Raw genomic sequence first — 24,315 nt, 5'->3', positions numbered from 1 at the left:
AATTCATGAAAAGATTAATAAAAAATACGATTTGGGGAAGCATGCTCATCTTATCCATTTCTTCATGTAGTGAGGACTTATTGGATTTGACCCCGAAGAATGATATTACAGCCGATCAGGTTTACAGTTCGGAGCAAGGATATAAAGAAGCCTTTCTAAAAATCTATGGAAGTTTATCGATGACTTCTGGTGGAGGTGAAGGAGCGAGTGACTTAGCGGGTATTGATGCGGGTCAGTCGGATTTCTTTCGCTTGTATTGGAATATTCAGCAATTGACTTCAGATGAGACTTTATGTGGTTGGAATGACCCGGGAGTTCCCGATATGGTTTATGGTACACCAGATGCGGATAATATTATGGTTAAGGGTTTATATACTCGTACGCTATATACCATTACGGTTGTCAATGAGTTCTTAAGAGAGAGTACTCCAGAGAAGCTTTCGGCACGAGGTATCAGTAATACTGCGGAAATCGAAGCTTATCGTGCGGAAGCGAGATTCGTAAGAGCCTATCAATATTGGGTATTATTAGATTTATTCGGTAATCCTCCATTTATTACTGAGGAAAATACCATTGGAAAGGTTTCTCCAAACCAGATTAAGCGTCCAGAATTATTCAGTTATATAGAGAAAGAATTATTGGCGATCGAACCGATTATCAAAGCAGCGAAAACCAATGAATATGGACGTGCAGATCAAGGCGCAGTTTGGACCTTATTGACCAGATTGTATTTGAATTCTCAAGTTTATACCGGTCAAGGAAAGTATACAGAAGCTATTACTTATGCCAATAAAATCATCAATGGCGGGTATACATTAGCAAGTAGCTATGCAAACTTGTTCTTGGAAGATAATTATGTAACCAGTAAAGATGAAATAATCTTTTCCATCAACTATGATGGTGTGAAAACCAGAAATTTTGGAGGAACAACCTTTTTGATCAATTCATTGATCAACGGAGATATGACACCAGCAAACTATGGAGTTCCTACAGGTGGCTGGGGTGGTAACCGTTCAACCAAAATGGTTCCATTAGCTTTCCCTGATTACAGTGGTAATACAGATAAGAGAGCGATGTTCTTTGGTGATAAAATTGAAAATGATGAGTTGGGTGAGTTCAAGGACGGATTACGGATTACGAAGTTCAAGAATATGAAATCTACAGGTACTCCGGGGGCATCACAAGGTGGAACGTTCAGCTCTTTGGATTTTCCATTATTCCGATTGGCAGATGTTTACTTGATGTATTCAGAAGCTGTATTGCGTGGAGGTGCTGGAGGTTCAACGGCTCAAGCGTTAAATTATTTTAACCAAGTTAGAAGAAGAGCCTATGGTAATACCAGTGGAAATGCTTCAGCAATTTCCTTAGATGATATCTTAAATGAAAGAGGGAGAGAATTATACTTCGAGGGATACCGCAGAACGGATTTAATTCGTTTCGGAAAATTCACTGGAAGTAATTATATATGGCCTTGGAAAGGTGGGGTTAAAGATGGAAGATCCATTGAAGACTTTAGAACATTGCTTCCATTGCCAGCATCAGATGTTATTGCCAATACGAATTTGACACAAAACCAAGGCTATTAACATTAATACTTAGAACTTATGAAATTATTAAATAAACTTTTGGTTTTATTTTGTCTGAGCAGCATCATGCTGACTTCATGCGAGAAGGATGAAGTAAGGACAATTGCAGGGGAAGGACAGTCGGGAAGCTTGAAAAGCACCGCGACTACCATCAACCTGACGAAAGAAACATTGAATAGTAAGGTTGTGGAATTTACCCATACGGAATCAGATTTCGGGTATAATGCTGGGATAACCTATTCCCTACAATTTGGATTGAAGGGTAGCAATTTTACTCCTGCGAGAGAAGTTGTTTTCGCAAATGGTGTAACGAGCAGAAGCTATACAGGATTAGAGTTAAATAATCTTTTATCAGCGATGAATCTTCCATTTGATGCGAATTCTGATGTTGAGGTAAGATTGAAATCCAGTATCTCACCTAATACTGCTGTCTACAGTAATGTTGTAAATATCAACACAAAACCAATTCCATTGACTTCTTGGATTTACCTTCCTGGAGATTATCAAGGTTGGGATCCGGGGACTGCCGATAGTTTAATTTCTCTTACTGGAAATGGAATTTATACGGGTGTTATCAACTTCCCAGAGGGCAAGTTTGGATTCAAGATTACGCCAGCTAAGAATTGGAATGTGAATTATGGTGATGGTGGAAGTGGTACAATCAGTCCAACTGGCGGTAATTTCCAAGCACCTGCTGCAGGGACCATGTTGTTGACCATGGATATGAATAGCAATACCTGGACCATTGAGCCAACTGCAATTTGGGGAATGATTGGCGATGCGGTTCCAAATTCAAATTGGTCTGTTGATGCCGATATGAAGTTTGTAAATGATGGTAAAGGGAATTGGGTGCTAAAAACGAACCTAAATACTGGGGAATTCAAATTCCGTAAGAACCATGATTGGGGAACCAATTTAGGTGGAAGTAATGGAACGCTATCCTTAGGAGGCGCAAATATCAAGGTGACTGAGGCTGGTGCTTATACCATCACGATGAACCCGACAGATTTAACATTCACCATAGTAAAGAACTAAACAATAAACAGATATGAGATACGTTATTGCCATAATTTTCATTTTTATAAATCTTGTTTCAAACGCTCAAGTAGAGAGAATTGAACCCTTAAACTGGTGGGTTGGAATGAAAAATCCAAATGTGCAATTATTGGTTTATGGCAATAATATCTCGAAGAAGACAGTTTCGGTAAACTATCCAGGGGTTGAAATCCTAAAGCAAAATCAAGTAGAAAACCCTAACTATCTGTTTTTGGATTTAAAGATTCATCCGGAAGCGAAAGCAGGAAAAGTATCCTTGATTTTCAAAGAAGCTGGTAAAAAAGACTTTACAAGGTTATATGATTTAAAGGAAAGAGATGCGGCTAAGCATACTCTCCAAGGGGTAAACTCTTCAGATTTCATATACTTGATTATGCCAGATCGCTTTGCCAATGGGGATACCTCCAATGATAGGATCAAAGGAATGGCGGACCAGACTTTGAACCGAGATAGTATGTATTATAGACATGGTGGAGATCTGCAAGGCATTATCAATAATCTGGATTATCTGCAAGAATTAGGAGTAACCGCATTATGGTTGAATCCGGTATTAACCAATGATCAGCCATTAACTTCCTACCATGGTTATGCCAATACTGAAAGTTATTATGTAGACCCTAGGTTCGGAGGGAATGATGCTTATAAGAAGTTGATCGAGGAATGTCATAAACGCGGAATCAAGATGGTTCAGGACTTGGTGCACAATCACTTTGGAACGGAACATTTTACAGTGAAAGACATGCCGATGAAGGATTGGGTGCATCAGTGGGACACATTTACCAAGACCAATTATCGGGAGCAAATACATATGGATCCCTATGCAACGAAATCGGATAAAGATATCATGATGAATGGTTGGTTCGATAAGCATATGCCGGATATGAACCAGAATAATCCGTTTGTGAAGAATTATATCACTCAAAGCCACATCTGGTGGATTGAGGAAATGGGGGTAGATGGATTTAGATTGGACACCTATGCCTATAATGATCTAGGATTTATGGCAGAGTGGGGCGAGGCAATTGACAGGGAGTATCCGAAGATGACCTATTTTGGGGAGACTTGGGTGCATGGAGTTCCAAATCAAGCTTATTTCACTAAGGGTGATAAAATCAATCAAGGCATCGACACCAAGTTACAAGGAGTTACTGATTTTCAAGCTTATTGGGGAATTATTGAGGCATTGAATGGTAAGTTCGGATGGATGGACGGTGTAGTTCGATTGTATAATACCTTCGCAAATGACTTTATGTATGAAGATCCGTATAAAAATGTAGTGTTTTTGGACAATCATGATTTAAGTCGCTTTTTGTCGGTTGTTGGAGAGGATATCAATAAGTTTAACTCAGGAATTGCCTGGTTATTTACGACCCGGGGAATACCGCAATTGTATTATGGTACAGAGATTCTGATGAAGAATTTTGCCAGCCCCGATGGTTTGGTGCGGGAGGATTTTCCAGGTGGATGGCCAAAAGATAAAGCGAATAAATTCACTGCTAAAGGGCGTACAGAAAAGGAGAATGAAGCCTTTAATCTGGTAAAAACCTTAGCCAATTATCGTAAGAATAATCCAGTATTACAAGATGGCAACATGTTGCAGTTTATTCCGGAGGATGGGGTTTATGTGTATTTCCGCTACAATCAGGACAAAAGGGTGATGGTGGTGATGAATAGTAAACAAGAAAGTATAAAGTTGAATACGAAACGATATCAGGAGGGATTTGGACCCCATAAACAAGCTTTGAATATTATTAGTGGAGCAACATTAAGCAATATTGAGGAGATTGAGATTCCGGGTATCAGTACACAAGTATTTGAATTAAAATAAATATTGAATGGGTTTAGAGGCGTGTTTATTTGATCTTGACGGTGTATTAGTGGATACTGCGAAATACCATTATTTAGCATGGAAGCAGTTGGCGAATACATTGGGTCTTGATTTTACAGAGAAGGAAAATGAGCAATTGAAAGGGATTAGTAGGGTGGAGAGTTTGCGTAAGATATTGAATTGGGCAGGCATGGAAATGCCGCAGGAGAAGCAGGATGAGCTAGCAAGTTTGAAGAATGGCTGGTATGTGGAAATGATTTCAGGGATGACGCAGAATGAAGTATTGCCGGGAGCCCTAAAGTTATTGGATGAATTAAAAGCGAACCATATCAAAATCGGATTGGGATCAGCGAGCAAGAATGCGAAGCTTATTCTAGACAATACAGGTTTGAAGCCTTATTTTGATGCTTTGGTGGATGGTAATATTGTGAGTAAATCAAAACCAGACCCTGAGGTTTTCTTAAGAGGAGCCGAATTGCTAGGCGTATCTCCGGAATATTGCGTCGTATTTGAAGATGCGAGTGCCGGCGTTGAAGCAGCCATAAAAGGAAATATGAAAGCTATAGGAATTGGCAATGAGGAGGAGTTGGGTGAAGCACAATTAGTGGTAGAAGATCTTACTGCGATTGATTTGAGGACTATTCAAAATCTATTTTAGCAACTAACTAACAATTATTTTATGAAAAATTATATCCAAGCCGATCCTTGGAATATTATCGAAGAAGGTTTTGATCCGAAACTTAACAAGATTTCTGAAAGTCTTTTCAGTATAGGGAATGGTAAGATGGGGCAGCGTGCCAACTTTGAAGAACATTACTCAGGAGAAACGCTTCAAGGGTCCTATGTTGCAGGGATTTATTTTCCGGATAAAACTAGAGTAGGCTGGTGGAAGAATGGTTATCCGCCAACATTTGATAAAGTAATTAATTCCACAAATTGGATTGGTATTGATATTTATATCAATGGTCAGTTACTTGATCTAGCGACTTGCGAGGTAAAGGATTTTAAACGGGTCCTGAATATGCAGGAAGGCTATTTACAAAGATCTTTTGTAGCAGTGCTGGCGGAAGGATCTGAGGTAAAAGTAGAAGCGCTTCGTTTTTGCAGTATTGCAGATGATGAAATCGGCGCCATAAAATATCAGATTACTCCTTTAAATTTTGATGCGGAACTCAAAATTGTATCCAAAGCGGATGGAGATATTGTCAATGAAGATAGTAATTATGATTTCAAGTTTTGGGAGGAAGTAGGAGATAAATTCTCGGATAAAGGGATCTTCCTACAGACTAAAACTTTAAAAACAGGTTTTGAGCTTTGTGTAGGGGCAAACACTAAAATTTACATTGCTGATCAGGAAGCAGAGCTTCTTAATCATCAGCTAGTTCAAGAAATAAAGTTCTGTGCAGAAGAGTTTCAAGTGGCTGCTCAAGCTGGAACGGAACTGACAATAATAAAAATTGTCTCGGTACAATCGTCTTTGAATTATCCTTCAAATGAGTTATTTGATAGTTGTGAGCATAAGTTGTGGTCAGCAGTAGAATTGGGATTCGATAAATTGTTAGAAGACCAAAAAAATGCATGGGCAAGAAAATGGGATCAGAGTGATATTCAGATTGACGGCGATGTAAAGGCGCAACAAGGAATTCGATTCAATATTTTTCAACTGTTTCAAACTTATACAGGAACTGATTCTAGATTGAATATTGGTCCGAAAGGTTTTACTGGGGAGAAATATGCAGGTGCTACCTATTGGGATACTGAAGCCTATTGTATTCCATTTTATCTTTCAACAGCAGAACAAGAAGTAGGAAGAAACCTGTTGGTTTATCGCTATAACCATTTGCAAAAAGCTATTGAGAATGCAGAGATGCTGGGCTTTAGAAATGGTGCGGCTTTATTTCCAATGGTAACCATGGATGGTACTGAGAGTCATAATGAATGGGAAATTACCTTTGAGGAGATTCATAGGAATGGAGCTATTGCTTATGCGATTTACAACTATATCAATTATACACAAGATTGGGATTACCTACCGCAATATGGCTTGGAAGTTCTAATTGGGATTGCTAGATTCTGGGCACAGCGGGTGAATTGGAGTGGGGAGCGGGAGAAATATGTGATTCTTGGTGTAACTGGTCCTAATGAGTACGAGAATAATGTGAACAATAATTGGTATACCAATTATTTAGCGGTTTGGTGTTTGAAATATGCCCAGGAAGCCATTGAATTTGTTAAAGACTCCAATCAAAGCAGATTGGATGATATTATTAACAATTTGGATTTGGAAACTGAGGAGTTGGAATTATGGAAAGAAATCGCTGAGAACATGTATTATCCTTACCATGAAAAGCTAAAAATATATCTACAGCAAGATGGTTATATGGATAAAGAGCAGTGGTTGGTAAAAGACCTACCAGCATCTGAGCGTCCATTGAATCAAAAATGGAGTTGGGATAGGATTTTAAGATCCTGTTTCATCAAGCAAGCAGATGTTTTGCAAGGCATGTATTTCTTTGAGGATGATTTTGAATTGGATGAAATCCGTCGGAATTTTGATTTTTATGAGCCGCGTACGGTTCACGAAAGTTCCCTTTCACCTTGTCTACATAGCATCATCGCTGCCAAACTTAATGATGAAGCGCGAGCTTATGAATTCTATCTGCGTACAGCAAGATTAGATCTTGATGATTATAATAATGATACGGAAGACGGACTTCATATTACCTCAATGGCAGGTACTTGGATGAGTATCGTCCAAGGTTTTGCCGGAATGCGCATAAAAGAAAATAAATTGTTTTTCAATCCATTCCTTCCAGAACAATGGGATTCCTTTACTTTCCGAATCGGATTTAGAGGGGTTATTTTATCCATAAAAATCAATAAAGGATTTATGGAAATTGAGAATAAGTCTGATAAAGGTATTGAGGTAATGGTTAAGGCTGAAGATTTTGGAATTGAAGGAGGCGAGAAAGTTAGAATAGAATTGTAATTAGGTTGATTATATTATTAGTGAAAAAAGCTACTCTTTGGAGTAGCTTTTGTTTTGAAGATATTTATGTTGTTTTTGTTTTAATAACCATATGCTTCTAATTCCATGAAACTGACATAGGTATTTCCGGAAGAGGAATCGAGGAAAACGATTGCGAGGTATCTTCCTTTTTTGACCGAGTCAAATTTAATTGTGAAAGCATCTTGCCCTGAATATGTTGCGGAAGCTATCGGTTTTCCCCAACTAGGAGAAGGCGCATCAGCAGGTAGTGGAGTGTCTGATAAGTAAATATCTACATTTTTAATATACCTCCAGTTAGTTTGTGCTGGTGGATAGATGATGATATTATCAAGTTCTAATGATTCATTAAAATCAGTGACTACCACCTGTGGTAGAGGTGCTCCAACAGATGAATGCCAGCCGGTTGCTTTATTTCCATCAAATAATAGAGCTGGTTGTCCGCCGCCACCATCACCCCATGGGTGATTTCCATTTCTTGCCGTTGCAACCCATTTTGTGGTAGGGAATTTATACATGAATGGTTTTTCAGAAGTTTGCCAATCCCTAGCAATAGAATCAATACCATTTCTTGGCAGAAAGACTGAACGATATTCAAAGAGTTCGCCAGGCTTAATATCAGGATAAGTCATTTTGTCCTGATCAAAATCAACTCTTACAGTTTTCTTTGTTCCAGAACTAGTGGTATATCGTACCTCTGTATATACTAAATCTGTGGTCTTTGGGCCCCAGGTAATAGTACCTTTTTTATCCGAATCCCTTGTTGCCAAAATGTATGTTCTATCAGTTGCACCCAATAGATAATTATCACCGTAAGGGGTTCCTGTTCCATCTACTGGTAGTGAGATGTTTCCAAATTCATCATAATTTTTGATGAAAAAGGTATAGGATGTTTCTGATAATTTCGGAATATCAACAATGATGCTATCCTGATTATCTTTCCACTCCACCTTCAACGAGTCATTGTAATTATTCCAATGGACCATAGCGTATTTGACAGTTGGCGATTTTGGTGTTCTCCAAACCAACCTCAATTTGTTGAATCCGGGATAAATTTTTAATGAATCAGCTCTTTGAGGGTATGTATAACCATTAGGGACGATAAAGTCTTTGTATTCACTATCCATTTCCTTACAAGAGGATAATGCAGATAGGATTAATATCAAATATAAAATATGTTTTTTCATGCTTATTATTTCTTTATTTGTCCCCAAAATGCTAATTGAGCAATGATAACTTGACTTCTACTGGTTTCAGTTCCATATGTTTGGAACGTCGAGGTTACTCTAATCCTGATATGTGTAACTGGTCGATATGGATCCGTAGCACTTTCAGTTGGCACCACATCAAACTCTGTTTTATTGTACCAATAATCTTCATCTTCAGCGGTTACTGGTCCTACCTCTCTACCTTCGCCGTATCCAGAAGGTTTGAATTGTTCAAACTCGCCAATCAAAAACCAGCTATTGTCGAAACTTCCATCTGGATTAGGATTGTCACTTCCCCAAACTTCAAAAGTTCTTGGTGCAGTACTGGAATACAATTCATATCCTTGGCGTGGCCACTTTTGTATCCTGCTTATAGAAACTTTTTGGCCGAGTTCAATGGTAAACCATTGAGGAATAGGAGCACTGTGAGAGGTTGCATAGAAATCCCCTGCTGTTGAAGCGTCAGCTCCTAACCACAGTTGCTCTAAACGATATCCGGAGTTATTTTCAGCCGTTAAGAAATAATCTGTTGGTAATGCAGCGTTTCTAAATAATTCACTAGGAATTCGGACTTCTTCAACTGGAGTAAGTGTACGGTAAATTGTGTCAGAAACATTATTCCATCGGTCTCTGAGGTACATTCCGAATTTTGTAGGTTTTATTTTTAATCCTCTTCGGGAGAATTTTATTTTTCCCGATTTAGTGTGGAAGGTTTGGATGTCTAAGAATGTTCCATTTCCCAAGGTGTCAGCTAAAAGGATCAAGGATAAATCTGCATTTGTTTTATTTTCATCAATACCTAATACAACACCACCAAATCCGGCTTCAACATCAAATTTTACAACTTGAACAGGTGGAGGAAGTGGGTTAATTGTGACTGAAACAGGCGCAGATAATTTTTCATTTCTGCCAATTCCAAATAGTTCAATTTTTTGTTCAGCAGAACTTCCAAACCCTTCAACCATTAAGGTGTCTACATATATTGAACCTTTGGTCTCCACGGTTTTTCCATTTCTGGTGTATACTGCTTTTACTCCCAAAAGATTGGGGTCTGCAGGCACCTTATAAGTGATTATTGCACCACCGGAAGTATTTCGGACAGCCTTGACTTCTACTGAAGATGGTGCAGCACCTTGACCATCAATAAAATCTAGTCTTCCTTCCTCTTTACATCCTATAAGTGCAAAAAGTATTATCATACTATATATTATTCTTTTCATAGCTTTAGAATTCAGATTAATTACCATCCAATGTTTTGAATTAGGTTAGGATTTTGTTCGATCAATGAAATTTGTATTGGCCAGAAGTAATCTCTGCTTGAGAATTTTTGTGTGGTCATCAAAATCTTTTGATAGTATTCTTCGGGCTTGCTGGCAGTAACCTTGAAACCATACATGCCTTTTTCATATTCAGCAGGAGCGGTTTTCCATCTTCTGATATCCCAATAGCGGTTGCTTTCGAAGGTTAACTCAATCAGTCTCTCTCTTTGAATAATTTCTCTCATATTTTGCTGATTGGCATATCTTCTAGGACTGTTTGAATATTTATCCCAAGCTTCTTTAACCCCAGGAAGACCTGCTCTTTCACGAACTAAATCTATGTATTTAAATAAGTCGCCACTATTTGCACCTGTTGGGCCTTCCGATTCATTAATTGCTTCTGCGTATAGTAAATATAAATCAGCTACTCTGAGCAATGGCCAAGGATAGGTAATTGCATCATATCCAGTTGCAGAGGATTGGCGATTTTGATAATGGATTACTTTTTTCAGGTAATAACCAGAGACAGGTCCCCAATCATGGCCTTTTTTCTGTTGATTTCCACCGACACGACTAGCTACCCAAAACATATCTGCAGGGACGGGGTCATTTACCTCTGGTTTTTGACCGTACCACTGTCCACCATCAAACCCTAACCATGCGTAAAACCTTGGTTCTCTGTTGTAATTCATTTCTGCCGTAACGTATCCTGGGCGTATGTACCAACGATCTTTTTCGGCACCTGCTCTTAGGGCTAACTGATTTTTTCTTAACCATTCCAAATCGTTTTGAATAGGAATACCATGGTTTGTATAGAATTGATCAACAATTTTTAAAGGGGGTTGGATATGATTGTACAAGCTTGGCATATCCGGATATTGTTCCCATTGTAAGTTGGGAGAGGATGCTAACTGTAAATTTCTGTTCGCTCCTAATGAGGTATGAACATTTGCCCAAATAACCTCTGAGTTCCATTTCTCCGTAATAGCATTTCTGATATCCAATTGAAGTTTGATGGTGTCATTTACACGTACTCTTCCTTGATGAGTGTAAAGGATATGGCTTGCCTCATCACAAATCTTAATTGCTTCTTTACAGGCAATTACCGCATCATCCCATCTTTTCTTTACCTCTGCAGGAGATTTGTCAGTTTTGAAGAGTTTGGTTCCATTTTTATCGATCAGGTTTGCTTGATCTTTATTGTTGTTGAATAATGGACTTGCAGCATAAACCATAATCTTTGCTTTCATTGAAGCAGCAATAGGTCTAGTAATTCTACCGAGTTCATCTCTACTTTGAACCTTTAATGGCAGATTAGGAATGGCCTCATTCATTAATTGAATGACATAATCAAAGCCTTCATCGATAGGTTGACGAAAAACCCTAATCTCATCCAAGCTAGCATTGATGGATAAATTTTCTTTAACCAACGGAATTGGTCCCCATTTTTTCAATAGATGAAAGTGGTAATAAGCTTTCAGGAATTTTGTCTCTCCAATCCATTGAATTTTTTCCCATTCAGGTAGATCAGGCACCTTATCAATGTTTTCAAGCATGATGTTACAAGCACGAATTCCTTCATATATACCTGACCAGTCATCACCATAAGGATTTGAGGCAGTTTGAAATCCTCGAGCCATGTTAAACATAATTCCATTCCAAATTCCTTGGCTTTCTCGACGATCAATTACTGACCACAACTCGTCACCAGACATATATCCATGGTCGCCATCAAGATTTCCTTCGGAAGTCATAAACCCATAGCATGTGTATAGGTACCTTATCGCTGTAGATCTTAAAGTAAATGCGCTTTCTAATGTTGCAAGACCATCGTCAGGTACAATGTCTAAGTATTTATTGCATGAGGTTGAAAGAGTTATCAATGAAATAAATAGCGCAAATTTTAATTTTATGTAGTTGTTAATAGTTTTCATATTCCAAAGTTTCATTAGTTAAAGGATAAGTTAATTCCTAGGTTAAATACCTTTTGCAAAGGATAACCTAATCCATTTCCACCCATTTCCACATCCCATAATTTGAATTTGCTGAACATGAGTAAGTTTGTTCCACTGAGGTATACCCTAAAATTATTGAGATGAATTCTTTCCTTCCATTTTCCTGGAATTGCATATCCAATTTCAGCTTGTTTTAGACGGAGGAAAGTTCCGTCACGCATAAACCAAGTACTGCTTTGGATATTATTGTTTACTAAATTGCTGCTCAATCTAGGCCATAAAGCATACATATTTTGGTTGTCTTCAGACCAATGCGAATCAGCATAAGCTTTTAATAATTGTGTTTGATTCTGAAAAGGTGATGTTTTTACAGGGTCTATCCAAAAGGATTCATTTGCTAATCCTTGGAAAAACACAGATAGGTCGAATCCCTTATATCCAACAGATGTACCAAATCCATAAATTATTTCTGGGGATGTAGGATTACCAATTGGCACCTGGTCAGCCGAGGTTATCTGTCCATCCTTATTTACATCTAAGTATTTGATGTCTCCACCGCCATATTGACCACCAAAAGTTTGAAGTGGTGAGTTGTTGGCTTCAGCATCATCGAGGAATAATCGCTCTGCAATATAACCCCAATTTTGGGTCAATGAATGACCAACCCTTGATCTATATGCTTCACTGTAATCAGGCTCTTCATAGATTTTGAATTTACTGGTGGAATAGGTGAAATTTGCTCTTGCGGATAACCATAAATGCTCATTTATGTTGTGAGTATAATCCGATTGTATATCAATTCCTTTGGCTGTTGCTTCACCAACATTTGCACGGATAGGTGCTTGTAATCCCATGGTTGAAGGGATGGCTGCTCTGGTCATTAAAATATCTCTACGATGTTCAGTAAAGTATTCCGCGATGATATTTGCCTTATTGAATAAACCCAGTTCTATTGCCACATTTTGTTTGGTGGAATTTTCCCAAGTAATAGCTTCATTTGCATATCTATTTATCCGGATACCTGGACCACCTTTGTCTAAGTTTTCCCCAAAATAACTCCCTCTACCACCGTCTTGCATATTCACTTGGGACAAATAGAAGAATCTGTCATAACGATCCCCAATTTGATCATTCCCTACTAATCCATAGGTATACCTAAGTTTTAAATTATGGATAGCAGATTTATATTTTTCAAAGAAGTTCTCGTTAGACACAACCCAGGCAACCCCTGCAGAAGGAAAGAAACCCCAGCGATTGTTTTTGGCAAAACGCTCGGAACCGTTGTAACCAAAGTTGAATTCAAAGAAGTATTTATTGTCGTAATTATAAGTCGAACGACCAGCTAAACCTACGTTTCTAGAAGGTAATGAAAGTTGTAGATTTCCTTGGTTTGCTGCAATCCATTGCCTAGTTGTAAATACCAATAGACCACTCACGCCGTGTTTTCCGAAAACATTATTATAGTTTAATCGGGATTCAGAATAGGTTGTTGCATCTACGGTTTTAGGACCTTCGCGATAATCTAGATATTCAGTTCCATCTTCATTAAAGCGTTCTAAGTGATATTCTCCTGTAAATGCATCATAGTTTCCACGCAGTTGATACCAATAAGGATTGTAAGCCCGATTTACGAAATACTCTGATAACCTGGATAAATTGAGCATGGTCATGAATTTTAAACCAGGGACAACAAAATCTAAATTCTGATTTAATTCTACACTTGCCAGCATTTGGGATCTGGTTCTATCTGTATATCCTCTCACCATCTCCGCATAAGGGTTTCTATAGTTTCCTTGGTAATTACCGAACATGATGTGTTTGACATAGTGAAAGTCTTCGTCAATAGGATAATATGCTGGGAACATCACAGGATTCGAATGCATGACATAGTTATACATGTCTTGACCAGAAATATTTGGACCGGTATAGTCATCAAAATTCCCTGAAAGCCTAACGGCTAATTGAGTTTTTTCAGTTATGTTGATATCAACATTGGCTCTTAGGGTATAGTTTTTAAAGTCGATGTTGTTGTTGAAACTATTTCTCTTGTCGACCTTTAGAATTCCGTTATCATTTGTAAAAGCCGTTGACACAAAGTATCGCGCTACTTTTCCACCACCCGTGACACTTAGGTTTCCTCTTTGAGAGGTAGCATAATCATTAAATAGCATTTTATACCAATCATTGGCGGGGTATATGTATTCATTAGAACCTGGTTTTAGTGTATTTTCTATCTTATCTTGACTATAGGGAAGATCTCCCAAGGGATTTCTTGTTAGAACCGACTCATTATGTAGTTTCATGTAAGTAATCGGGTCTGCTAATTCTATATTTTGAGTAGGTTGGTTCATGGACATTTCGGAGCGGAAGGAGATTTTTGCTGGCCCTTCGACCCCTCTTTTGGTGGTTACCAAAATAACACCATTTGCCCCCCGTGCTCCATAAAGTGCTGTAGCCGTGGCGTCTTTCATGATTGAGAAGCTTTCGATATCATCGGGTTGTAATCTTGCTAGATCTGTTGTTGTTAGTTCGATGTTGTCAATCAGGATTAATGGCCTTGTGTTAGCACCGAAGGTGGTAATTCCCCTAACGAAGAAATCAGCATTATCAGCACCGGGCTCACCGCTTCTTTGGTAAGCGATCATACCTGCCACATTACCTGCGAATGCAGCTGTAAGATTACTGGCAGGTATTTTTAAGTCTTTCGGTTTTACTGATGTGACGGATCCAACAACTTCGGTTTTCTTTTGGGTTCCATATCCTACCACAACTACCTCCTCCAAGGAACTTGAATCTACCTGCATCTGAATGTTTAAGGACAAGGCATCCTGAACGAGTACCTCCTGACGCAAGTAGCCCACCATACTAAATACAAGCGTATTGGGGATCTTGTCCAATTCAATAATGAAATTTCCGTTGGGGTCAGTTTGGGTTCCTCGTGCAGTAACTCCCTTCACTTGGATCGAAACTCCGGATAAATTTTCATCACCATCTTTGACATTTCCCGTCACTTTGGTGGTCTGACCATATACCATGGTCTGAAGAGCTAAGGAAAAGCAAATAAAAAGCGTGATCTTCAAAAAATGAAACTTAGTTTTTGCCATAATTTATTTTTTTATTGGTTTTAAAAACAGGTTTAATTGGAGATTATTAATAAAAGGGTTTATTAATAATCGACGCTAAAATTTATCAATAGAAAAATATATTGAACAATTGTTAACAAATAGTCAATATGGATTCAATGCACAAATAATTGTGCAGGGATGATTTTTTTTGAAAAATCTTAATGATTATTCGGTTGAAATTTGATTAGTTAGTTTTGGTTAATTGTGTTGTCTTTTTCTTCTAAAATTTAATGGTTAGAGTTTAATTTAGTTTGATTAGTTATATGGTTAATTGTGATATACAATTAAAGATATAGGTAATAAAAAGTTAATGCATCCTGTGCTGTCCTGTAGTTTTCAAAAAGATATATGGTTGATTATTAGTAGGTAATTAATTTTTGTTGGTTTATTCTTAATAGTATTTCCTTGTATAATTTGGCGAAATGAAGTTCATGTTTTGGGTGTATACAGGTTCGTTTATGGGTAATAAATTTGTGGTTTTTAGGGAAGGATTAGTAAGGGTTCATACAAAAATTAGGTGAAGTAATTACACAAAAAAGCCAAGTCAGATCTTCATCCAACTTGGCTATTAAAAAGCGAATAAGAATACTTATTTCTTTTCTACAAATGTAGCTGCTTCGATCTGACTAGCATTTTTTACTACCAAACCTTTTTTAGCATTACCTGTATTTGGATCTACCACGTAGAATTGAGGGAATTTATCCAATGCTGTAATTCCGAGGTAAGCTTTTCCTCCGAAAACATATGGCCAAGATACGCCATTAGGGATATCTCCTTTGGCAGGAATTCCGTTGATCCAATTGAATTTTTTGCTTTGCATATGAACGACTGCATATTGTGTTGAACCATCAAGTCCTGGTTGTTCATTAGCTGCATATTTTTTGTTATAGAATTCGATTAGGAATACATCGTCTTTCAAGTGCCATACTTTTTTGAAACGGTAACCTCTTGATGCGGTTTCAAGGTCATAGGTATAGCTTTTGTCGAATGTTGTAGCACCTTTTTTAATCACTAAAGCACCTGGTTTCTTGGTTCCGAAGTTATTTCCAGAGAACACATAGATATCGCCATTTGAAGCGGCACCAATTTGCGAGTAACGTGCAGAACGATAAAATGCTCCAGAGATTGACAAACGCGAGTCTGAGAATACAGCTTCAGTTTTTAGAGTTCTTGCATTAATCTTAGCGACAACAACATCGTCAATTTCCTTGTTTTCATGGAAGTGAAGACTGGTATAGAATGAACCATCTTGTCCATCTGCAAGTCCAATCAAGGCTGCATTTTTACCTTCATATCCTTTGAATTCGTTTACCTTGAAGGTTAAGAATTGGGGTTCGCCCGCTGATAAACCGATGCGGTTCATGGTACCGACTGTTTTATCAGCAGCTCTATAACCACTCATGATTGTATAGGCGTAATCACCTACTGTACCTGCTGTTACAAAACCATTTTGAATTTCAAATTGGTTTCCAATGGTTGTTGCAGCCCCAGCTGGATTAATCGTGAACCGTTGTCCAACGTGAGCATCTCCACGACCATATTTGATAGCCACAAATCCTTCGTAACCATAAGACATATACTGAGAGAATGTATTGGTGAACTCTAATCCAGCGCCCTTTGGTGAAATACTGTCTTTTTCATTTTCCAATGAAGCGGCAGTCAAATAGTATGTTGCATTGTTTACATCAGGGACCAAGGTCGCAATAATGAAATTACCTTTCGGGTTTTTCTCTACCGGAACTGTAGGAATTGGGTTTTCATCTTTACAGGCAACCATTGCGCATGCTCCCAATACTAAAATCCATGATTTTTTAATGAATTGATTTCTCATGTTAATTATTATTTGTTGTTAATATGTTTGTTTGTGTTTCGCTTAATGATGTAGTATCTCAGTTTTACAGAGAAACTTCTTCCAGGTTTTTGAAGGCTGAAATTGTCATATAACATTGCATTCGTCAGGTTTCTTGATTCTATGCTGATGTTATACTTTCCGTTTTCCAGCATATAGGTTGCTGAGAAATCCGAATACCATTGTTCTGGAACGATAGCTTTCGATGCTTTATCAGCATAGGCATAGGAGTGTAGATAAATCTGATCGACATAGTTTAAAGACCAGTTTAAATTCAGGGTATTACCTTTTCCTAACAGGTTGTGGAAATAATAAGAAGCATCAGCATTCCAGAAGAAATATGGAAGGTTAGGCATTCTATATCCATAATTTCCATTTACTTGAGTTTGGGCAAGATTCGAAAATGGGGCCTTATCTCTAATATTCATGTAAGTAAAGGTTCCACCAAGAGTAGCCTTGTTTTTATAGTAAATTCGAGCTTCAAGGTCAATACCCCATCTAGTTACTCGACCATGATTTTTGTTTAGAAAAACGGTCTCTCCATTTAATGCATCACCTCTTCTGCCTGCCATGCGTTGAATAAAATTGTAAGTATCACGGTGATAACCTGACCAATCAATATAGAGGTTGAAGGTTGGGTTTAACTCCTTGTTAAAGGTAATTCCGAGGTTGTAATTGTTTGATTCTTCTGGTTTTAAAGCAATATTTCCTTCGTCAAGAATTTCATCTCCGAATAGTTCTCTATCGTTAGGAAGTCGATAGGCTTTCTCTGCGGATGCTTTAAATTGCAGGTTTTTCAGAAAGTAGGTTGTCGCTATTCCGTATCCTGTTTTAGAGGCATCTTCATTTCTTCGGAAAGTAATATTCTCTTCATTGGTATATGGGCCACTCGCTTTGTTGAGATAATGTTTTGCAAATACAATGGTGTTCCATTTTCTATTGAAAGTATAGCGATATTCGAGTCCTAGACTGTTTTTTAAACTTGTGCGGGACATGCTATCTGAGGCTGCAGGTAATTCTGGATAAAGACCATTGGCGATACTTTCCAAATTTGGCTTACGCACGTAATAAGACATGTTGTTGTTCAGGTTGATGGAATGATTTTTATTGATTCGATAGCCTATGCCCAGGGATGCAGATTGATTGCTGTTCGAGTATTCTGACATCCCCAAACTAGCCTCTCCATAAGATGCATTGACTCCACGTAGATCGGCCATTAATTTCCTTGTGCCATCCCAACTATATTTATATGCTGAAGTATCCACGCTGCCTGCCCTTTCATAATTGTAGTTTCCTGTAGCTCGAACACTCAATCCCTCCACAAATAAATTCCGTTTGTCATAGACAAATGATGGTAATATCGATTTACTAAAAGCCGTTCTTTCGCCAAATACATATCTCATTTCAGATCCATTCTGTATATCGCGATGTACTTGTCCCATAGTCAGACCCAATAGCATTCGGTCTGCCCATTTCTTACCAACTATACCGACTTTGGCAATTACAGTTTCATTCCGGTAATTATCATGGAATCTTCTAAACCAAGACGAATCAGACGACCATGAAGAACCTGATTGCCAGTTATCACCTTCCTCTGTTGAGTTTCTATCCTTAGCAAAAACTCTATATGAAGTTTTAACCTTATAATCGTTGTCTGAATAATTCTGGAAGGCATTTAATTGGAATGAAATGCCGGATTTGAAGGTATGGTTAAGACTAATATTGCTTTTATGCGTGTTGAATGAACCGTAGGAATAAGAGGCGTCAATGGAGCTATTGGCGGATTGGTTGGTTACAATATTGATTACACCTCCTAATGCATCGGCACCAAATTCGATAGGAACCACCCCTTTGTAGATTTCAATCCTTTCCGCAGCATTCACTGGAATATTATTCAATTGGAAGGCTGATCCCATTCCTTCCATGGGAACACCATCCATAAATACGCGGATATTCCGACCAGTAAAACCATTCAACGTAATGTTCATATCAGAACCAATACCACCAGTCTCTCTAATTTTTACCCCTGATGCTTTATCCAATAGGTGGGCAAGGTCCAATGTAGAATTGTATTGAGATTTTGCATCCAAGGCAACCACATTGAATGGAGTTTCTCTGACTTTTTGAATCGCATTTTTCCCTTTTACAACGACTTGGTCTATATTTGTTCTGGGATCAATTTTCAAATGATAGTTTCGAATGATTTTATAATTTGCCTTGATTTGTATTCTTTCATATCGGCTGATGTAACCGACAGCTGAGATAATAATTTCGTATTCCCCCGGATGAACATTGAAAGAGAAATCTCCATTTTTATCGACTTCACAATGACTATTGGAATGCTTGATTCTTGCTGTTGCGTGTTCAATGATATGATGGTTTAAATCTTCGATATGTCCATTAATTTTTGCTGTTTGCGAAAGTGCGTAAGAAGAAAATAAACCAATGAGAGTAAATAGTAATAAATATTTTTTCATTTATGATTAAAAAAATTGATGTCATTATTAAAGAATGCCCTTATTGCTATTTAGAATAATTATAAATAACTTTGCAAAGTTATAGTTACAAACAGAAGTATTTAGCGAAATCTGGGACAAAAAGTAATGAAAAAAGGTATGTGGGTTAGGTCAGAAATTCCCGAAATAAATAGGGTGATTTACGATCAAACAGTGGAGGATAATACATCGAAAGATGATAAAATAGTTAACGATAAAGAGTTTTTATATAACGGAAATGGGGTATCAGTTAGTTGTAAAACGCAATATGCGCAAGGACTTCATATTGCAGAAGTCCAAATGGATACTACAAAAGAATTAACCAATACTTGGATGACTGAAAAACCGCATGTAAGGTTTTTCTTTTATTTGAAAGGGCATTCACGAGTAAGGAATGGGGCAGGCGATGAAAGTTATGACCATCAGATCGGAATGTTGCAGAGAAATTTCTTAGATAACAATGGTGCTGGTGGGATCATAAATATTGACCCAAATGACTCGATTCATTATGTAATCATTAAAATGACTCATTCTTTTTATTTAGACTTGGTGAAGGATGAAGAATGGATTTCATCGGACAGTTTTCATCAATATATTTTGAAGGGGATTCCTGAAAATCGACCCAATGAAACGCGTTATATGGATGTCAATATTTTCAGAGTTTTAAAGGAGATTATTGGCAATGAGAATCTGGTTCAGCATCGGTATCATTTTCTCAGAATCAAGCTTAAGGAACTGTTATTTGTTCTATTCCAAAATACTAATTACGGGACTTCCATACCTGAAAAGGCTTCTATAGAAAGTGTAAGCTTAGAAAAGGTGAAATCTTATCTTTTTCTACATCTTGAAAACCCACCTAGCAGCTCCGAATTGGCTAAGATATTTATGCTTAATGAACGCAAATTAAAACAGGATTTTCAATTACAATATGGCACTACGATTTATGGAATGGTAATCCAAATGCGGATGCAAAAAGCGAAAGATCTGCTGTATGAACAACATAATGTCAATGAGATCGCCTGCATTCTAGGATATAGTAGTGTCCCACATTTTATTAAGGTTTTTAAATCTTATTTTGGGGACACTCCAAAGCAGTTTATGTTAGAAATTCAGCATTTAACAGCTGCTACTCCTGTGACCAAGCCTTTACATAGTCATATTCAATAACAGTAGTTTGGCTATTGTTGCTGTCATAATTGGCAGCCCCTAGACCAATTCTGTCCAAGGTGGTAATCCCACTATTCTTCCAAGAATATATGTTTGTATTATTTATAAAGAATTCAATGTTTCCATTTTCATTTTCTAATCGTAGGATATTAGTTTTATCGATGGGCTGGATGGCTGAGTTTTCCTTCCAGTTTTGAATTATTTCCAATTCTCCATCTTCATGATTGAAGATGGTAAAATGTCCAGATTGTTCAATAACTATCCAAGATTTATTATCAGAATCCCTGCGGTCAAAAATAATTCCTGCATCACCTTTTCCCCCTGTTTGTTTAAAACTAATTTCAAGAATTTGTTTTTTTCCTTGTCCAAATATATTTACGGGACAATTAAAGCCATTTACAAAGGTCCCATTGATGCTATAATTAAGGATATACTTACCATTATTTATTTCACTCCTTAATAGGTTGTCTGTACCGACAAACCATTTGCTATCGTCATTGAAATTCTCCTCATAGACAAGAGTTCCATGCTTTTCACCTTCATCCTTACTACATGAAACCAATAGTAAGATGCTCAAAATTGCCAGGAATATATTCCCATTTAATGATATTCTTTTCATAGATAAGTGTTTTTAAAAATTGAAATGTTGTTACTAAAATTTATTCCTTCAAATTGATTTAATGTTGATAGGATAAAGTTAGGAGAGGTTGTTTTTCAATACAATACTAGAAAACCATTATATTTTTGGTCTTCAAAGAATCGTTTGCAGTTATCCAAATCCAATAATTAAGTCAGATTATTGGCCTAATCCTACAATTATTAGTCTTAAAATCCTTTATTATTAAATTAATGCTATTTTAGTAGGGTTACTTTTTTGAACCACAGCATCATTATTTCCATTCATCATGAGCAACATTACATTAAAAGAATTAGCTTCAAAATTGGGGTTATCGGTATCTACTGTATCGAAGGCCTTGAATAATAGCTTTGAAATTAGTGATGAGACTAAGCTTCGAGTGAGGAAAATGGCTCAGAAATATAATTATAGGCCGAATATATTAGCTAAAAGCCTAAAAACTGGGCGTAGTAATTCCATTGCAGTAATTATTCCATATTTAGGAAATCCATTTCAATCCCAGCTTTTGGAGGGTGCCCATAAAGCAGCTTATGAAAGAAATTATAAGTTAGTATTTATGCAAAGCCATGAAAATGCTAAACTAGAACAGGAATCCCTAAAAACCCTACAACAGCAGAATGTGGATGGTGTTATCATCACCCCATCTGCTAATAGTAACCTGAAATATTTAAAACAGTTCCATCAAATTTGCCCGCTTGTACTGGTAGATCGTATTGATTTTGATCTCCCAACTTTTAAAATTGGGGTTAATAGTGAAAAAGGAGCTTTTGATGCTACCCAACATTTGATAAAGTCTGGTCGAAAAAATATTCTGGTTTTATGTGGAATGAACATTGGTATCAACCAAAAGAGGATTTCAGGTTACAATAAGGCGCTCATGGCCAATTTTATCCCTGAAAATAAAGACAATATTATCCAGGTAGACTATGGCCAATCCAGAGAAGATTTAATCGAGAACCTCACACATATCTTGAAGGATAAATTGAGTAAAACTTCCGAGCCAATGGGAATCTTGGGGACCACTGATACCCTGACAGTTTCAACCTTGGGGATTCTTTCTAATTTAGGAATAAAAGTGCCTGAGCAAGTTTCTGTAATTGGTTTTGCCAACACTGAAATTGCAGAGTCCTTAAACCCTTCCTTATCTACGATTATTCAACCTGCCTTTGAAATAGGAGTAAAGGGTGTAGAAAAACTAATACAATTAATAGAGTCTAAGGATAGGTTCAAAATGGATTATGACACAACTATCCTTGACACATTTATTGTTCCTCGCAATTCAACTAAAGTTTAACTGGTTTCATTTTAGGAACCAAAATCTTCATAATTATCCAAGCAACCAAATAGGCGAGTGCACAAAAGGTAAATACGATCATATATCCTTGGTCAATCCCATTTGCAACAGTATCCCCTTTTGAAGCAAGTTGTTTTAAAAACTCCTCAATATTTGCAACACCATGCTGTTCGAAGAACGCTTTTTTAGAGTCTATATTGGCAATTTCTGGAAATCTATTTAGTACATTCTCTCCATTGACAGTACTCCAATTTGTCTCTGCATAATCAAATAATTTACCTGAATATATATTGATAAAAAAGGATCCCAATCCACCTGCTAATCCGCCAATACCAGTCACTGTTGCAATCGCTTTCTTAGGAAACATATCACCAACAGTTGAAAAGATATTTGCCGACCATGATTGATGTGCTGCAGCGCCAATACCAATCAATATAGTAGGAATCCAGAAGGAATAATGTCCAAATGGTTGTGCCAATAGAACCAATAATGGGAAAAATGCAAAGATTAGCATGGCTCTCATTCTGCCAGCATAAGGATTCATGCCTTTGTTGATAAAATAGGTTGGCAACCAACCTCCAATCAAGGAGAACATCGTGATGCTATATAAAACAAACAGAGCTAATTGCCCATTCAAATCCGATGATTTTACCCCATAAACAGAACTTAAATAAGCCGGCATCCAGAATAAATAAAACCACCAAACCCCATCGGTCATAAATTTTCCAATGGCGAAAGCCCATGTTTGATTATGTCTCAAACAATTTAGGATACTAACTTTCCCTTGTACTACAGGAGGGTTTAATTCATTTTGTTGAGCTTCAAGGACATCGTCTTGCTGAATATATTCCAATTCGGCTTCATTCACTTTTGGGTGTACCTCAGGCTTATCATACATGAAGATCCAATAGCCCATCCATATAAATCCCAATGCCCCAATTATGATAAATGACATTTCCCAACCCCAGTATTTTGCGATAACAGGGATACATAAAGGTGCAATCAAGGCACCAATGGTAGATCCTGCATTAAATATACTGGTAGCAAAAGCTCGGTCTTTTTTAGGGAAATATTCGGCTGTTGTTTTGATGGCTGCAGGGAAGTTCCCAGCTTCACCAATTGCCAAGACAAAACGCGCAAAAATAAATAAGACTACACTGACATTGATGACCCTTGAAAAATCATGAACATTTCTTATAGCTTCTTTAGCACCTTCAAACCCTACGAACCATTCGCCGGCAACAATACCAGAAGTCGCGATTCCACAGAATGCATGGAGAATAGCACCAACAGACCATACCGCAATAGCCCATAAGAACCCTTTTTTGGTGTCCATCCAATCAATGAACCGACCTGCAAACAACATCCCAACCGCATAGAATATAGAGAATAAAGCAGTGATTAGTCCGTAATCATTATTGGTCCAATGAAACTCCGGTGAAATAAAATCTTTCCAAGTAAGGGAAAGCACCTGCCTGTCTAAATAATTTATGGTGGTGGCGAAAAATAAGAGGGCACAAATGGTCCATCTGTATTTACTAGCTTTTTGGTCGGTCATAAAATCGTTTATTGGTTGTTTTGCCTCAATTCGATAAAAATATTGCCAAAGGTTTTTTCCTTATCCAATGATGATGTGCTAAATTGAGATTAACGGTTTACAATTATTTATAAGTATCCTAATAATTGGTAGGAAATAAAAGAAATTTTTACTTAAACGTTTTCGAAGATTTTGAAATTAACTCTTGGATAATTGAATTATTAATGTCGAAAAGTCGAAATCGATTTCGCAGATATTAAACTTTTTCTTCTCAAACTTGTGTTACCTTATGATTTCTAAAAAAATAAAAAA

The 24,315-nt window shown here is 37.4% G+C and carries 15 protein-coding genes; 7 read left to right on the top strand and 8 right to left on the bottom strand.

Annotation, left to right across the window (positions count from 1 at the left end; all coding sequences use genetic code 11):
• Positions 1 to 5: 5 nt before the first annotated feature.
• From PZ892_RS15830 to PZ892_RS15810, 5 genes are read left to right on the top strand one after another with little or no spacing between them, the layout of a single operon-like run.
• Positions 6 to 1,586 (top strand): RagB/SusD family nutrient uptake outer membrane protein, encoded by a 1,581-nt coding sequence (locus PZ892_RS15830; RefSeq protein WP_277711510.1) that lies wholly within the window; start codon positions 6 to 8, stop codon positions 1,584 to 1,586.
• 18 nt (positions 1,587 to 1,604) lie between these two features.
• The gene (locus PZ892_RS15825) at positions 1,605 to 2,621 is read left to right on the top strand and encodes a SusE domain-containing protein (protein ID WP_277711508.1); all 1,017 of its coding nucleotides are present in this window, start codon (positions 1,605 to 1,607) and stop codon (positions 2,619 to 2,621) included.
• Positions 2,622 to 2,634: 13 nt separating this feature from the next.
• Positions 2,635 to 4,470 carry a glycoside hydrolase family 13 protein gene (locus tag PZ892_RS15820; RefSeq protein WP_277711506.1) on the top strand — a complete coding sequence of 612 codons (1,836 nt, stop codon included), beginning with the start codon at positions 2,635 to 2,637 and terminating at the stop codon, positions 4,468 to 4,470.
• 7 nt (positions 4,471 to 4,477) lie between these two features.
• The gene (pgmB, locus tag PZ892_RS15815; protein WP_094257212.1) at positions 4,478 to 5,128 is read left to right on the top strand and encodes a beta-phosphoglucomutase; all 651 of its coding nucleotides are present in this window, start codon (positions 4,478 to 4,480) and stop codon (positions 5,126 to 5,128) included.
• Positions 5,129 to 5,149: 21 nt separating this feature from the next.
• Positions 5,150 to 7,459: a family 65 glycosyl hydrolase domain-containing protein gene (locus PZ892_RS15810; RefSeq protein ID WP_277711504.1), complete on the top strand. Its 2,310-nt coding sequence runs from the start codon at positions 5,150 to 5,152 to the stop codon at positions 7,457 to 7,459.
• Between the two features lie 80 nt (positions 7,460 to 7,539).
• Here PZ892_RS15810 and PZ892_RS15805 read toward each other — a convergent pair whose 3' ends face one another.
• The 6 genes from PZ892_RS15805 to PZ892_RS15780 form a co-directional block, all read right to left on the bottom strand.
• On the bottom strand, positions 7,540 to 8,664 hold the full coding sequence (locus PZ892_RS15805; protein ID WP_094257210.1) for a DUF4998 domain-containing protein: 1,125 nt from the start codon (positions 8,662 to 8,664) through the stop codon (positions 7,540 to 7,542).
• A gap of 5 nt (positions 8,665 to 8,669) precedes the next feature.
• Entirely contained in the window at positions 8,670 to 9,905 is a 1,236-nt protein-coding gene (locus tag PZ892_RS15800) for a DUF4959 domain-containing protein (RefSeq protein ID WP_169715189.1), read from the bottom strand.
• A 20-nt stretch (positions 9,906 to 9,925) separates the two neighbouring features.
• On the bottom strand, positions 9,926 to 11,878 hold the full coding sequence (locus PZ892_RS15795) for a RagB/SusD family nutrient uptake outer membrane protein (RefSeq protein ID WP_094257473.1): 1,953 nt from the start codon (positions 11,876 to 11,878) through the stop codon (positions 9,926 to 9,928).
• Positions 11,879 to 11,892: 14 nt separating this feature from the next.
• On the bottom strand, positions 11,893 to 15,003 hold the full coding sequence (locus PZ892_RS15790) for a TonB-dependent receptor (RefSeq protein ID WP_277711501.1): 3,111 nt from the start codon (positions 15,001 to 15,003) through the stop codon (positions 11,893 to 11,895).
• 610 nt (positions 15,004 to 15,613) lie between these two features.
• Positions 15,614 to 16,855 carry a DUF4374 domain-containing protein gene (locus tag PZ892_RS15785; RefSeq protein WP_277711500.1) on the bottom strand — a complete coding sequence of 414 codons (1,242 nt, stop codon included), beginning with the start codon at positions 16,853 to 16,855 and terminating at the stop codon, positions 15,614 to 15,616.
• Between the two features lie 8 nt (positions 16,856 to 16,863).
• The gene (locus tag PZ892_RS15780; protein ID WP_277711498.1) at positions 16,864 to 19,350 is read right to left on the bottom strand and encodes a TonB-dependent receptor plug domain-containing protein; all 2,487 of its coding nucleotides are present in this window, start codon (positions 19,348 to 19,350) and stop codon (positions 16,864 to 16,866) included.
• Between the two features lie 126 nt (positions 19,351 to 19,476).
• Here PZ892_RS15780 and PZ892_RS15775 point away from each other — a divergent pair, with 126 nt between their 5' ends.
• Complete coding sequence (locus PZ892_RS15775) at positions 19,477 to 20,535, top strand: AraC family transcriptional regulator (RefSeq protein WP_277711496.1); 1,059 nt, start codon at positions 19,477 to 19,479, stop codon at positions 20,533 to 20,535.
• Here PZ892_RS15775 and PZ892_RS15770 read toward each other — a convergent pair.
• Entirely contained in the window at positions 20,495 to 21,154 is a 660-nt protein-coding gene (locus PZ892_RS15770) for a hypothetical protein (protein ID WP_277711495.1), read from the bottom strand. The two genes, PZ892_RS15775 and PZ892_RS15770, sit on opposite strands and share 41 nt — an antisense overlap.
• 286 nt (positions 21,155 to 21,440) lie before the next feature.
• Between PZ892_RS15770 and PZ892_RS15765 the strand changes: the two genes are divergently transcribed.
• Complete coding sequence (locus tag PZ892_RS15765; protein ID WP_182499106.1) at positions 21,441 to 22,466, top strand: LacI family DNA-binding transcriptional regulator; 1,026 nt, start codon at positions 21,441 to 21,443, stop codon at positions 22,464 to 22,466.
• Here the strand turns inward: PZ892_RS15765 and PZ892_RS15760 are convergent.
• A complete protein-coding gene (locus tag PZ892_RS15760) occupies positions 22,456 to 24,024 on the bottom strand; it encodes an MFS transporter (protein WP_182499105.1) in 1,569 nt (522 codons plus the stop codon). The two genes, PZ892_RS15765 and PZ892_RS15760, sit on opposite strands and share 11 nt — an antisense overlap.
• Positions 24,025 to 24,315: the final 291 nt, after the last annotated feature.

This window comes from Sphingobacterium sp. WM, from assembly GCF_029542465.1.
Classification (GTDB): Bacteria; Bacteroidota; Bacteroidia; order Sphingobacteriales; family Sphingobacteriaceae; genus Sphingobacterium; species Sphingobacterium cellulitidis.
The sequence above is the reverse complement of the archived record's forward strand: the minus strand, read 5'-3'. Positions and strand labels throughout refer to the sequence as shown.